Consider the following 12,529-nt stretch of genomic DNA (forward strand, 5'->3'; position numbering starts at 1 on the left):
CGCGCGCTAAAGCAGCACCAGTTCGGGCTTGGCGCCCAGCGCCTGACCCAGCGCGCGCAGGCGGCGGTCGACCGCCTCGCCCGCCAGATGATGCCAGCCGGGATCGAGGCTGAGTTGCAGCCTGCCGTCGACGAGCGCGAGCGCGCTGGCCTTCAGCGGCGCTTCGACCCCGCCCGTCAGGCGCTGCGCAAGCCGGATCGCAAGGCCCCATTGCCGCGCGCGCTCGACCCGCTCCGCCGCGACCAGGCTGTCCATCGGGGGGAAATCCTCGTCGGCGCCGCCGAATCCGGCATGGAGCGCGCGCGCGAGCAGGATGCGGCCCGGAATGTCGATGCTGCGCCAGTTGCCGTGCAGGCCGATCTCGGTGCTCCGTTCGGCGCGGAAATCGGGGTTCGCCGACCAGGCGACGTCGCTCAGCAGGCTCGCGGCGAGCCGGATGCGGGCGTCGGCGGGGGTTTCGCTCGCGAACAGCGGCGCGATCCAGTCGGCGATCGTCCGGCCGTGCGATCCGAAGCGCGCGAGGCGACGCCCCTCGAATTCGGCGGCGGCGATCAGCGGGTCCTGCGCGCGTGTCGCGGGATCGAGCGCCTGATAGAGCAGGCCTTCGCGCAGCCCCGATGAGGAGACTGTCATCTGCGGCGCGTCGATGATGTCGACGAGCGTCGCCAGCAGCATCGTCGCGTCGGGCAATGCGGCGGCGCGGTTCGACGCCATGCCAGGGATCGCGCGCAATTCCTCGAAGCTCATCCGCTTCGTCGCGCGGATCAGGCGGCGCAGCGCCGTGCGCGGGATCACATGATGATCGAGCACGGGCAGCGGATAGCGCGTCAGTTCGAAATCCAGACGCGCCAGCGCGCGCCACGAACCGCCGACCAGATAGAGCGGCAACCCGGCCATGTCGCCCGGCCAGCCCGCCGCTTTCAGCAGCCGGCGCACCGCGCGGTCGAACGCCTGCTGCCCCTGCCCGCGCAGCGCCGGCAGGCGCAGCACGCCGAGCGGAAAGGAGGCGCGGCGCCCGACCGCGCCGTCGGCGACCTCGGCCAGCTCCAGACTGCCGCCGCCGAGGTCGACGGCGATGCCGTGCGCATCGGGAATCGCCGCCAGCACGCCGCAGCCCGCCGCCTCCGCTTCCTCGGCGCCCGACAGCAGGCGGATTTCGAGCCCCGCCTCGGCCGCGCCGGCCATGAAGTCCGCGCCGTTGGTCGCATCGCGCACCGCAGCGGTCGCGACGCATTGCAGGTCCCCCACCTCCATCTGGCGCGCGAGCAGCGCGTAGCGGCGCAGCGCGGCGAGACCTCGCGCCGCATCCTCGGGCGCGATCGCGCCGTCGATCGCCAGGCCGCGCCCGAGCCCGGCCGGCACCTTTTCGTTGAAGATCACCGCGGGCGCGCGCGCCGCCCCTTCGTAGACGACGAGGCGGACCGAGTTCGAACCGATGTCGATGACCGCAGAGCGGAGAACGGGCAAGAGGTCAGTCCCCGCGCAGATGGACGTCGAGCGTCGGGACGTCGTGGCGCTTGTGGAGCGCGGTGCCGCGTCCCGAAAGCGATGGATTGTTCATGAAATAATGATGCAGGTTGAACGGCTTGTCGCCCGGAACCAGACGCACATAGGTGCCGTCGGGCTGAAGCACCCAGCTTTGTTCGTTGTCGATCAGGTTCGCGACCAGCACCTGGTCGAGGATCTGGTCGTGCACGGTCGGATTCTCGATCGGGATCATATATTCGACGCGCCGGTCGAAGTTGCGCGGCATCCAGTCGGCGCTGGAGATATAGAGCTTCGCGCCGCTGTGCGGCAGGCGCGCGCCGTTGGCGAAGGCCCAGATGCGGCTGTGTTCGAGGAAGCGGCCGACCACCGATTTGACGCGAATCCTCTCCGACAGGCCGGGCACGCCGGGACGCAGACAGCAGATGCCGCGCACGACGAGCTCGATCGGCACGCCCGCCGCGCTCGCTTCGTAAAGCTTGTCGATGATGTCGGGATCGACGAGGCTGTTCATCTTCGCCCACAGGCCCGACGGGCGCCCCGCCTTCGCGGCGGCGATTTCCGCATCGATCAGCTCGCTGAGGTGCCGGCGCATGTTGAGCGGCGACATCGTCACCATTTCCAGCCGCCCGGGTTCGACATAGCCGGTGATGTAATTGAAAAGCTGCGCGGCATCGCGACCGGCGCGCGGATCGGCGGTGAAGAAGCTGAGGTCGGTGTAGATGCGCGCGGTGACCGGATGGTAGTTGCCGGTGCCGAAGTGGCAATAGGTGCGGTACCCCTGCCCTTCGCGGCGCACGACCATCGATATCTTGGCGTGGGTCTTCCACTCGATGAAACCGTAGACGACCTGCACCCCGGCGCGTTCGAGCTGGTTCGCCCACAGCAGGTTCTGCTCCTCGTCGAAGCGGGCCTTCAATTCGACGATCGCCGTCACCGACTTGCCCGCCTCCGCCGCCTCGATCAGGGCGCGAATGACCGGCGACTGGTTGCCGGCGCGGTAGAGCGTCTGCTTGATCGCGACGACGTCGGGGTCCGCCGCCGCCTGGCGCAGGAAGGACAGGACGACGTCGAAGCTTTCATAGGGATGATGGACGACGATGTCCTTGCTGCGGATCGCGGCGAAGCAGTCGCCGCCATGTTCGCGGATGCGTTCGGGAAAGCGCGGCGAATAGGCCGGGAACTTGAGGTCGGGCCGGTCGATCTCGACCAGCGCGGACAGCGCCGCGAGGCCGACGAAGCCGCCGATCTTGGCAATCGTCGCCTCGTGCCCCTGAATGCCGTCGCCAAGCACTGCCGCCAGTTCCTCGGTCATGTCAGCGCCGAATTCGAGCAGGATCACGCGGCCGCGGCGGCGACGACGGATCGCGGTGCGGAACAGGCGGACGAGATCCTCCGCCTCTTCCTCTATCTCGATATCGCTGTCGCGAATGATGCGGAACACCCCGCGCGAGCGGACGGTGAAGCCGGGGAACAGCAGGTCGGCGAAGATCTTGACCAGATATTCGACCGGCACGACGGCGCTCGCCTCGCCCGGCAGCGACACGAAACGCGGCAGCGACGGCGGCAGCATCACCAGTTCGCGCACCGTCTCGCCATCCGCCTTGCGCTGGAGATCGAAGATCACCCCCAGCCCGCGATTGGGGATGAAGGGAAAAGGATGCGCCGGGTCGAGCACCTGCGGGGTCAGGATCGGAAAGATCTGGTCGATGAAATAGGGACGCAGCGCCGCGCGCAGCGCCTCCGGGTCCGAATCCGAACCGTGGACGACGATCCCCTGTTCGGCCAGCAGCCGATGGAGAAGCTGCCATTCGCTCTGCTGCTGGTCGACGAGGCGCTTCACCTCGGCCTCGATTTCAGCGAGTTGCTGGCCCGGCGAGCGGCCGTCGGCGGACGGGTCGTCGATCCCCTGAAGCTGCTGCCCCTTCAGCCCCGCGACGCGGACCATGAAGAATTCGTCGAGATTGCTGCCGGAGATCGACAGGAAGCGCAGGCGTTCGAGCAGCGGATGCGCGGGATTGCGCGCCTCCTCCATCACCCGCCGGTTGAAGGCGAGCCACGACAGTTCGCGGTTGAAGAAGCGTTCGGGGCCGAAGCGGGGCGGCGCCGGATCGGCATCATTTTCGGCGCGAAGTGGGCCTGCAGCTATCGACATGTGGCGTCATCCTGCCTTTCGAGCAAATCGGGATCGATCAGCCCCTGTGACAGTAATGTTTCACGCGTAAGACGAATGCCAATACGGCGTCTTTTTTCGAGCGAGGCCGCGTCCAGCGCGGCGACGATGCGGTGGATCATCGCATAGCTGCGCTCCATCCGCGGCACGATGTAGGAGGGAACCTCGGGCGCGATCACCAGTCCGCGGCGCGCGAACAGGGCCTCGATCAGGTCGCGCGCCAGGCAGTCGTCGGGCTCGCCGATCGTCAGCACCGGCACCGCGCGCAGCCGCGACGCGAGGTCGGGAAGCGCGATCCCCCAGTCGGCCGGCAACGCATCGGCAATGATCAGCAGCGGCGTCCCCGACGCCTGCGCCGCGTTCCAGGCGTGGAACAGCGCCTCTTCCGAAACGCTGTCGTGCCCGTCGATGACGCGGCCGCCGGTCTCGCGTGCGAACAGGCGCCCCATCAGGCTGCGGCCCGAACCGCGCGGCCCGGTGAGCACGGCGGTCCGCACCGGCCAGGTCGCGACGTGGCGCAGGTAGCGCACCGCGTCGGCATTGCTCGTCCCGACGATCAGCGGGCCGTCGTTGGCGCCGCCAGCGCTCCAGTCGAGCGGCAGCGCGATCTGTCCCGTGGATACCGCCATCAGCGGCTGATCCTGAGCTGCCCGCCGCCTTCCTGCACCTTGAAGCCGCGCGCGGCGAGCGCCGCCTTGAGCGTGCCGAGGTCGCCGCGGAAGGTCACGCGCATCACCGACGTGCCGCCAAGCGCGAGGCTGGTGGTCGAGGCCGACTGGACCCCGGCGATGGCGCCGACCGCGCGCTCGGTCGCCGAAACCGATTCGACGTCGGGCGACACATATTGGACGGTGAAGCTCTGGACGCCCGCCGGCGGGGTCGCCGAAACGCTGGCGTCGGTTTCGACGGGCAGCGTATCGTCGCCGGCCGCATCCTCGGGCAGGTCGACCTTCTCGACCGGCTTTTCGAGGACCAGATAGGTGTCGGTTCGCAGGACGCCGGCGGCCAGCGCATTGGTATAGATGGCATCCATGCGCGCGACCGCCTTTTCCATCATGTCGGGCAGCGCGGCGGGGCTCGGCCCCGTCATGGTGAAGCTGTCGATCAGCTTGTCGTCGGGGCCGAAACGCGCGGTGAAATAGCCTTTGATGGGCCCACCAGGATAGCTGTATTCGACGCGCGCGATCGGCATCAGCACGTCGGCGGCGCCATATTGGTCGAGGATCACCCGCCACCAGACGCGCCCCCGCCGCCCCGTCTGCCCGGCGTTGAGCAGCAGCGTATCGGCGCCGGTGCCCGCGGTGCGGACGTAGTCGATCGCGCTCTGCCCCGTATTATATTCGGCCCAGGCGCGCTGCCACGCACTGCGCTGCTCGAACACCTGCGCGATGCCGTCGACCGAATAGACGGGGATGACGAGCAGCGGCGGCGAGCGCAGCGTCCGGCCGCTGACACCCAATATCTGTCCCGCGCGTACGCGATCGAACTGGATACCCAGCGTGGCGACATAGCGGCGCGGCCCGATCTGTTCCTTTTCGACGACGATCGCGGTGACGATGCCGTCGAGCACCGAATCGCCGAGCGCGGGACCGTCGCTGCCGTTGATCCGGCGATAAAGCTGCTGCCACCCCTTGCGCTGCGCCTCGCGCCACCCTTTTTCGCGCGCCTCGTCGGCATTGGCGCCGACGACGTCGACGGTGATTCCGCTGGCGAGGAAATCGCCGCTGCTGTTGATCGGGGTGATGCCGCGATTGCCGCGACTGATCTGCCCCTCGACGAGGCCGGCGACCAGAATCGCCAGCAACAGCGCGGCAAACGCGGCCCAGCGCCAATCGCGCGGCCAGGAAATCGATCGCGAAAAGCGAGGGAACGGGAGGGAAGCGGCGGAAATCATCTCTACTCTTGGTTCAACCCTCGAAGCCGTTCCGTCCTGCCGCCACCACGGCGCCGCAACGGTGATTCCAGCATGCCCTACGCGAAAGCCATGGTCAGCGACAAGGAAATCATGGCATTTGTCGCCGGGAAGAGTTAGGCGCGCGTGCCATGGATTCCAAGCATAACCAACCCGCCTCCTATACCTATGCCCAGGCCGGGGTATCGATCGAGACCGGCAATGCGCTGGTCCGTGCCATCGCTCCGCTCGCCCGTGCGACGCGCCGCCCCGGCGCCGATGCTGATCTGGGCGGCTTCGGCGGCTTCTTCGACCTCAAGGCCGCGGGTTTCAGCGATCCGCTGCTCGTCGCGGCGAACGACGGGGTGGGCACCAAGCTCAAGCTCGCGATCGAATCGGGGCGGCACGAAGGCGTCGGCATCGACCTTGTCGCGATGTGCGCGAACGACCTGATCGTGCAGGGCGCCGAGCCCCTGTTCTTCCTCGACTATTATGCGACCGGCAAGCTCGACAACGATGTCGCGACCGCCGTCGTCGCGAGCATCGCCGAGGGATGCCGGCAGGCAGGATGCGCGCTGATCGGCGGCGAGACCGCCGAGATGCCCGGCATGTATGCCGAGGGCGATTACGATCTCGCGGGCTTCTGCGTCGGCGCGGTCGAGCGCGACCAGGTGCTGACCGCCGACAAGGTCGCGGCGGGCGACGTGATCCTCGGCCTTGCGTCCTCGGGCGTGCATTCGAACGGATTTTCGCTCGTGCGCCGCCTCGCCGCCGACAAGGGATGGAAGCTGGGACGCCCGGCGCTGTTCGATCATGACGTGCTGCTGATCGACGCGCTGATGGCGCCGACGCGCATCTATGTGAAGAGCCTGCTGCCGCTGGTGAAGAGCGGCAAGGTCCACGCGCTCGCGCACATTACCGGCGGCGGGCTGCTCGAAAATATCCCGCGCGTGCTGCCGAAGGCGCTGCATGCGCATGTCGATGCCGATGCGTGGGACCAGCCGCGGCTGATGGCTTTCCTGCAGGCACAGGGGAATATCGAGCCCGAGGAAATGGCGCGCACCTTCAACTGCGGGATCGGCATGGCGGTGGTGGTGGCGGAAGCCGACACCGCCGACGTGACCGCGGCGCTCGAAGCCGCGGGCGAGACGGTGCACCGGATCGGGCATATCGCCGAGGGCGAAAAGGGCTGCACCGTGTCGGGCGGGCCGGAGACCTGGAGCGCGATGGCCGCGTGGAGCGCGACGCATCACGGCTGACCCCGTCCCCCGTTCGCGCGCGAGCTTGTCGAGGGGCCGTTCTTCCTTTTGAACCGGAAAGATCAAGAATAGTGCTTCGACAAGATCAGCACGAACGGATGAAAGGAAGGGTCCTGTGAGCAAAGCCCGCGTCGCCGTCCTAATCTCCGGCACCGGCACCAACATGGCGGCGCTGCTCTATGCCGCCAAGGCCGACAGTTGCCCGTTCGAGATCGTCCTCGTCGCGAGCAACAATCCCGACGCGCCGGGCCTGACGCTCGCGGCCGCAGAGGGTATCGCGACCTGGGCGCAGTCGCACAAGGGCATGGGCCGCGATGCCTTCGACGCGCTCGTCGATGCGCAGCTCCGCGCCGCGGGGTCCGACTATGTCGCGCTCGCGGGCTATATGCGCATCCTGAGCGCCGATTTCGTCGCGCGCTGGGAAGGGCGGATGCTCAATATCCATCCCAGCCTGCTTCCCAAATACAAGGGCCTCCATACGCACCAGCAGGCGATCGACGCCGGCGACACGTTCGGCGGATGCAGCGTCCATGTCGTGACCGCTGCGCTCGACGACGGGCCGGTGCTGGCGCAGACACCGGTCGCGATCCTGCCCGGCGATACCGCCGACAGCCTCGCCGCGCGGGTGCTGATCGCCGAGCATCAGCTCTATGCCCCCACCCTCGCCGCCTTCGTGATGCGTGAGGCGACGCCCGACTATTGGCTCGCCCGCGTGCGCGAACTGGCGATGGCGATGCCCGAGGCCGAAGAGACGCTGTCGCACGGGATGCCCTGCTTCGGAATCGTCAAAGGCAAGAAATTCGCCTGGTTCAGCCACGATCACCACGGCGACGGACGCACCGCGCTGCTCGTCAAGATCAGCGGCGCCGAGGAGCAGGCGTTGCTGATCGAGCAGGACGCGAAGCGGCATTTCCGCCCCGCCTATTTCGGCGACGGCTGGATCGGCATCCGGCTCGATACCGGCGACAATGACTGGGACGACCTCGGCGCCCGGATCGCGCGAAGCTGGCGCGCGGTCGCGCCGAAGAAGCTCGCCGGGCTGATCGCGGTCGCGGACGAATTCTGACGCCGGACCGATTGCCGCTGGCCTTTTCGGCAAAAGCGGGGTGAATGAAGGGCGATGCGGTCCGACATCGCCTTCGTCCTGACGATCCTGTGGATCGCGGTCTATGCGACCGTGATCGCGCGCATCCTGCTGCGCCCGCAACGCGAGCCCGCCTCGCGCCTCGCTTGGCTGATCGCCGCGATCGCGGTCCCGGTGGTCGGCGTCGTCGCCTATCTGTTGCTCGGCGAAGCGCGGATCAGCGCGAAACGGCGCGCGCGATACCGGCAGATCGAGGCACATCTGCCGCACCCGAGCGAAAAGGCGGCGGCGCGCAGAAAGCTGGCGAAGACGCCTTATGCCGCGCCCTTCGCGCTCGCCGAGACGGTGAACGCCCTGCCCCCGACGCTGGGCAATCGCGCGCATCTGGCCGCCGACGGCAATGCCGCGATCCGCGAGATGGTCGCCGACATCGACGCGGCGAAATCGACCGTCCACCTGTGTTTCTATATCTGGCTCGCCGACAACAACGGCTTTCGCATCAAGGATGCGCTGATCCGCACCGCGCAGCGCGGGGTGAAGGTGCGCGTGCTGGCCGACGCGCTCGGGTCGCGCGGTTTCATCCGATCGGCGCACTGGATCGCGCTGCGCAACGCCGGGGTCGACGCGCGGATCGCGCTGCCGATCGGCGGGCTGGTCTGGACGCTGATCCGCGGCCGCTTCGACCTGCGCAACCACCGCAAGCAGCTCATCGTCGACAACCGCATCGCCTGGTGCGGCAGCCAGAACCTCGCCGACCCCGAGTTCCGCATCAAGTCGCGCTATGCGCCGTGGATCGACATCATGACGCGATGGGAAGGGCCGGTCGTGCGCGACTGCCAGTTCGTCTTCGCCGCCGACTGGGAATCGGAGCATGGCGACGACATCAGCGACCTGCTGGGCGATGCGGCCGAGCCGCCGCCCGCCGCGGATCCCGGGATCGCGGCGCAGGTGATCGGCACCGGCCCCAACCTGTCCTATCCCGCGATGACCGCCTGCTTCACCTCGCTGATCCACGCCGCGCGGCGCGAACTGGTGATCACCACCCCCTATTTCGTGCCCGACGAACAGCTGATCTGCGCGCTGCTCGACACCGCGCGGCGCGGCGTCGCGACGACGATGATCCTGCCCCGCCGCAACGACAGCCGGATCGTCGCCAATACCAGCCGCAGCTATTACGAGCCGCTGATCGCGGCGGGCGTGCGCCTTTACGAATTCGGTCCGGGCCTGCTCCACGCCAAGACGATGGTCGTCGATGGCGAGGTGGTGCTGATCGGGTCGGCGAATCTCGACCGGCGCAGCTTCGAACTCAACTTCGAGAATAATATCCTGTTCGCCGACCAGCGTTTCGCCGCCGATATCCGCGCCCGGCAGGATGCCTATCTGGCGCAGTCGACCCCGGTCACGGCGGAGACCATCGCGAACGTCGGCACGGTGCGCCGCCTGTGGCAGAATCTGGTCGCGACGCTCAGCCCGCTGCTGTGACGCGTAAGGAAAAGGCCGCCGGATCGCTCCGGCGGCCTTGTCGGATATCGCTGGAGGCCTCGCTCAGCCGACGATTTCTTCGGGCTTGAAGAAGAAGGCGATCTCGATCGCCGCATTCTCGTCGCTGTCGCTGCCGTGGACCGAGTTCGCCTCGATGCTCTCGGCAAAGCTCTTGCGGATCGTGCCTTCGGCGGCGTCGGCCGGGTTGGTCGCGCCCATGATGTCGCGGTTGCGCTTCACGGCGTCCTCGCCTTCGAGCACCTGCACGACGACGGGGCCAGAGGTCATGAAGGCGACCAGATCGCCGAAGAAGGGGCGTTCCTTGTGGACCGCGTAGAAGCCCTCGGCCTGCTCGCGGGTCATGTGGATGCGCTTCGATGCGACGACGCGTAGCCCGGCGTCTTCGAGCGCCTTGGTGACGGCGCCGGTCAGGTTGCGACGCGTCGCGTCGGGCTTGATGATCGAAAAGGTGCGGGTGACCGCCATGGGGAAAGCTCCTGCCTTGCTGTGTCTGGAATGCGCGCGCCTCTAGCCGCGCTTTTGCCGCACCGCAAGAAAAGAGCGAAAGCCGCGCGAGCCGCGGCGATCAGCCGCCGGTGCTATAGGTGACGGTGCCGTTGACCATATCGCCCGCCTGGGTCGCCGTGACCTGGATCCCCGTCTTGTCCGCACCTTCCTTTTCCGCGCCCAGCATCAGCGTGTCGCCCGCCTTGACCTCGGTCGTCACCTTCATGCCAGCGCCCTCGGCCTGCTTGCGGAAATGGGCGATGACGTCGGCGGCCTTCGCCTTCGCCTCGAAGCTCGCCATGCCGCCGTCGCCGTCCTTGCCGGAGGCGGCGAAGCCCCCGGTCATCTTCGCACCCGGAAAGGGCGCGATGCCCGCCGGCAGCTTCGCATTGGCGGCGCCGCCGCCGAAACGCATCTCGCCGTCCTCGGTCCTGATGCTGATATTGCCCTCTTCGCCGTCGGCGCTGCTGGTGATCTTGTAGTCGGTCTTTTCGCCGGTCTCGGGATCGGTGACGGTGCCGCTAGCGACCTCGGTCTCGGACTTCGATCCACAACCCGCCACGAGCAACGCAGCGGCAGCCGCGACGCCGAGAGGAAGCGAAGAGAAAAGGCGCGTCGTCATCATGATCCTCCTGCTGGCCGGCAGGCTATCGGACGGATTCCCGCCTGTCACCCCCGGTCGATCGCGACCGACCCTGACGAGCGCGGCGCAGCGTGTCGGTGATGGCCGTCACACGACGGGTCAGGGTCCTTCGGACCAGCGCCCGCGCTCGTCCTGCTTCCAGAAATGAAGCTCCACGCCATCGACCTTGCCCAGCGCGCGCCACGTCGCGCGGGCATCGTCGATCCGGCTGTTGTCGAACAGCAAGAACACGCGGTCGAAGCCGAGCGCCTCTTCGCGCCACGCGCCGTCGGCAAGCGCAACGAGCCGCGCCCCGTTCGCGGGCGCCATGTCGAGCGTCCCCGCCAGCAGAATCGGCTCGATCGCCTCGTCGGGCGATCCGGCGGCGCCGTGCGGCAGGAAACTCGCTGGCTGGAGCGTCCACAACGCCTCGTCGATCGCCTGCCGCTGCATCGCCGATGCGGCGACCACCAGCAGCCGGTCGCCGCCGTCCAGGATGCGCGCCGCGATCGCGGGAAGCACCCGCTCGACGGGATCGCGGGTCAGCCGATAGAAATCGACGCGTGCCACCTCGGGCTTCAGCCCTCGTGATTGTCGGCGATATAGCGGTCGAGCAGCCGCACGCCGTAGCCGGTCGCGCCCTTCGCCCACACCGGACCATCCTTGTCGGCCCACGCCATGCCCGCGATATCGAGATGCGCCCAGGCGACGCCTTCGCCGACGAAGCGCTTGAGGAACTGCGCCGCGGTGATCGACCCGGCCTCGCGCGGGCCGATGTTCTTCATGTCGGCGATCGGGCTGTCGAGCAGCTTGTCGTAGGCCGGCGACAGCGGGAAGCGCCACAGCTTGTTGCCGCTCGCCTCGCCCGCTTCGATCAGCTTCGCCGCCAGATCGTCGTCGTTCGCGAACATCCCGGCATATTCATGGCCGAGCGCGATCACCATCGCGCCGGTCAGCGTCGCGAGGTCGACGATCACCTTGGGTGAGCAGGCCTGCTGGACCCAGGCGATCGCGTCGCACAGCACGAGTCGGCCTTCGGCGTCGGTGTTGAGCACCTCGACCGTCTGGCCCGACAGGGTGGTGACGATGTCGCCGGGCCGCTGCGCGTTGCCGTCGGGCATATTTTCGACCAGCCCGATGACGCCGACGACATTCGCCTTCGCCTTGCGCCCGGCGATCGCCTTCATCGCGCCCGCGACCGCGCCGCCGCCGCCCATGTCCCATTTCATCATGTCCATGCCGGGGCCCGGCTTCAGGCTGATGCCGCCGGTGTCGAAGGTGACGCCCTTGCCGACGAAGGCGACCGGCGCATCGCCGGAATTGCCGCCGTTCCAGCGCATCACCAGGAGCCGCGGAGGACGCGTCGAGCCCTGCGCGACGCCGAGCAGAGCGCCCATGCCGAGCGCCTTCATCTGCCGTTCGTCGAGCACCTCGATCTCGACGCCGAGGTCGGAGAGATGCCGGCAACGCTCGACGAAGCTTTCGGGATAGAGAATGTTGGGCGGCTCGGCGACGAGCGTCTGGGTCAGCGCGACGCCGTCGGCGACCGCCGACTGGCGGCCCCAGCGCGCCGACAGGTCGCCGGCGGGCGACGCGATGACGACCTTCTGCAGGCTGGGCTTCGCGGTGTCGGCCAGCCGGGTGCGATAGGTGTCGATCCGCCAGTTGCGCAGCTTCACGCCCATCGCAAAGGCGAGAACATCGTCCTCGTCGCTCTGCCCGGCGCTCGCGAAATCGACATGCACCGTCCCGACGCCGCTGGTCTGCAACCGTGCGGTCAGCGCCGCGCCGCCGCGCTCTAGGTCGTGCGTCGTTCCTTCGCCGACGCCGACGAGCAGCAGTCGCTTTGCCTGATCGCCGTCGATCGCCGCGGTCTCCGCCACCGTGCCCGCCGCGCCGTCGAACCGCGTCTGAGCCGCGAGCGCCCCGAGCAGCGCACCGAGCGCGGAAGCGCCCCCTTTGCGGACCGGAAAGGCGACAACGTCGGCGGACGCAGCGATTTGCGCGACAAACTGAATGTCCATGG

General features: G+C 68.1%; 11 protein-coding genes. 3 read left to right on the top strand and 8 right to left on the bottom strand.

The window, feature by feature from the left end; translation table 11 throughout:
- Positions 1-6 precede the first annotated feature (6 nt).
- Genes SGRAN_RS14920 through SGRAN_RS14935 form a run of 4 tightly spaced genes read right to left on the bottom strand, consistent with a single transcriptional unit; the run spans position 7 to position 5,462 of the window.
- Positions 7-1,467, bottom strand: a complete 1,461-nt coding sequence (locus tag SGRAN_RS14920; RefSeq protein WP_067184921.1) for a Ppx/GppA family phosphatase — start codon at positions 1,465-1,467, stop codon at positions 7-9.
- A 4-nt stretch (positions 1,468-1,471) separates the two neighbouring features.
- Positions 1,472-3,640 carry an RNA degradosome polyphosphate kinase gene (locus SGRAN_RS14925; RefSeq protein WP_082737290.1) on the bottom strand — a complete coding sequence of 723 codons (2,169 nt, stop codon included), beginning with the start codon at positions 3,638-3,640 and terminating at the stop codon, positions 1,472-1,474.
- On the bottom strand, positions 3,631-4,287 hold the full coding sequence (locus tag SGRAN_RS14930; protein ID WP_067184924.1) for an HdaA/DnaA family protein: 657 nt from the start codon (positions 4,285-4,287) through the stop codon (positions 3,631-3,633). The genes SGRAN_RS14925 and SGRAN_RS14930 overlap by 10 nt, the downstream gene beginning before the upstream one ends.
- Positions 4,287-5,462 (bottom strand): heavy-metal-associated domain-containing protein, encoded by a 1,176-nt coding sequence (locus SGRAN_RS14935; protein ID WP_234002442.1) that lies wholly within the window; start codon positions 5,460-5,462, stop codon positions 4,287-4,289. Before SGRAN_RS14935 ends, SGRAN_RS14930 begins: the two co-directional genes overlap by 1 nt.
- Before the next feature lie 239 nt (positions 5,463-5,701).
- Between SGRAN_RS14935 and purM the strand changes: the two genes are divergently transcribed.
- The 3 genes from purM to cls all read left to right on the top strand — a co-directional run bounded on the left by purM (position 5,702) and on the right by cls (position 9,374).
- Positions 5,702-6,808, top strand: a complete 1,107-nt coding sequence (gene purM, locus SGRAN_RS14940) for a phosphoribosylformylglycinamidine cyclo-ligase (RefSeq protein ID WP_067184929.1) — start codon at positions 5,702-5,704, stop codon at positions 6,806-6,808.
- A 115-nt stretch (positions 6,809-6,923) separates the two neighbouring features.
- Positions 6,924-7,874, top strand: a complete 951-nt coding sequence (gene purN, locus SGRAN_RS14945; protein ID WP_067184932.1) for a phosphoribosylglycinamide formyltransferase — start codon at positions 6,924-6,926, stop codon at positions 7,872-7,874.
- 54 nt (positions 7,875-7,928) lie between these two features.
- Positions 7,929-9,374 carry a cardiolipin synthase gene (gene cls / locus SGRAN_RS14950; protein WP_067184935.1) on the top strand — a complete coding sequence of 482 codons (1,446 nt, stop codon included), beginning with the start codon at positions 7,929-7,931 and terminating at the stop codon, positions 9,372-9,374.
- 63 nt (positions 9,375-9,437) lie between these two features.
- On the opposite strand, the gene ndk is transcribed toward cls, so the two are convergent.
- The 4 genes from ndk to SGRAN_RS14970 form a co-directional block, all read right to left on the bottom strand.
- Positions 9,438-9,860, bottom strand: a complete 423-nt coding sequence (gene ndk, locus SGRAN_RS14955; RefSeq protein ID WP_067107570.1) for a nucleoside-diphosphate kinase — start codon at positions 9,858-9,860, stop codon at positions 9,438-9,440.
- A gap of 100 nt (positions 9,861-9,960) precedes the next feature.
- Positions 9,961-10,503, bottom strand: a complete 543-nt coding sequence (locus SGRAN_RS14960) for a hypothetical protein (RefSeq protein WP_148650890.1) — start codon at positions 10,501-10,503, stop codon at positions 9,961-9,963.
- A gap of 120 nt (positions 10,504-10,623) precedes the next feature.
- Entirely contained in the window at positions 10,624-11,073 is a 450-nt protein-coding gene (locus SGRAN_RS14965) for a DNA polymerase III subunit chi (protein ID WP_067184940.1), read from the bottom strand.
- A gap of 8 nt (positions 11,074-11,081) precedes the next feature.
- Positions 11,082-12,527: a leucyl aminopeptidase gene (locus tag SGRAN_RS14970; RefSeq protein WP_067184943.1), complete on the bottom strand. Its 1,446-nt coding sequence runs from the start codon at positions 12,525-12,527 to the stop codon at positions 11,082-11,084.
- Positions 12,528-12,529 lie beyond the last annotated feature (2 nt).

The sequence above is a fragment of the Sphingopyxis granuli genome (assembly GCF_001559015.1).
Taxonomy (GTDB): domain Bacteria; phylum Pseudomonadota; class Alphaproteobacteria; order Sphingomonadales; family Sphingomonadaceae; genus Sphingopyxis; species Sphingopyxis granuli.

Bases quoted from the DNA above. Each gene is read 5' to 3' on its own strand.
- SGRAN_RS14925 (WP_082737290.1), bottom strand. From the start codon at position 3,640: ATGTCGATAGCTGCAGGCCCACTTCGCGCCGAAAATGATGCCGATCCG.
- SGRAN_RS14930 (WP_067184924.1), bottom strand. From the start codon at position 4,287: ATGGCGGTATCCACGGGACAGATCGCGCTGCCGCTCGACTGGAGCGCT.
- purM (WP_067184929.1), top strand. From the start codon at position 5,702: ATGGATTCCAAGCATAACCAACCCGCCTCCTATACCTATGCCCAGGCC.
- cls (WP_067184935.1), top strand. From the start codon at position 7,929: ATGCGGTCCGACATCGCCTTCGTCCTGACGATCCTGTGGATCGCGGTC.
- ndk (WP_067107570.1), bottom strand. From the start codon at position 9,860: ATGGCGGTCACCCGCACCTTTTCGATCATCAAGCCCGACGCGACGCGT.
- SGRAN_RS14960 (WP_148650890.1), bottom strand. From the start codon at position 10,503: ATGACGACGCGCCTTTTCTCTTCGCTTCCTCTCGGCGTCGCGGCTGCC.
- SGRAN_RS14970 (WP_067184943.1), bottom strand. From the start codon at position 12,527: ATGGACATTCAGTTTGTCGCGCAAATCGCTGCGTCCGCCGACGTTGTC.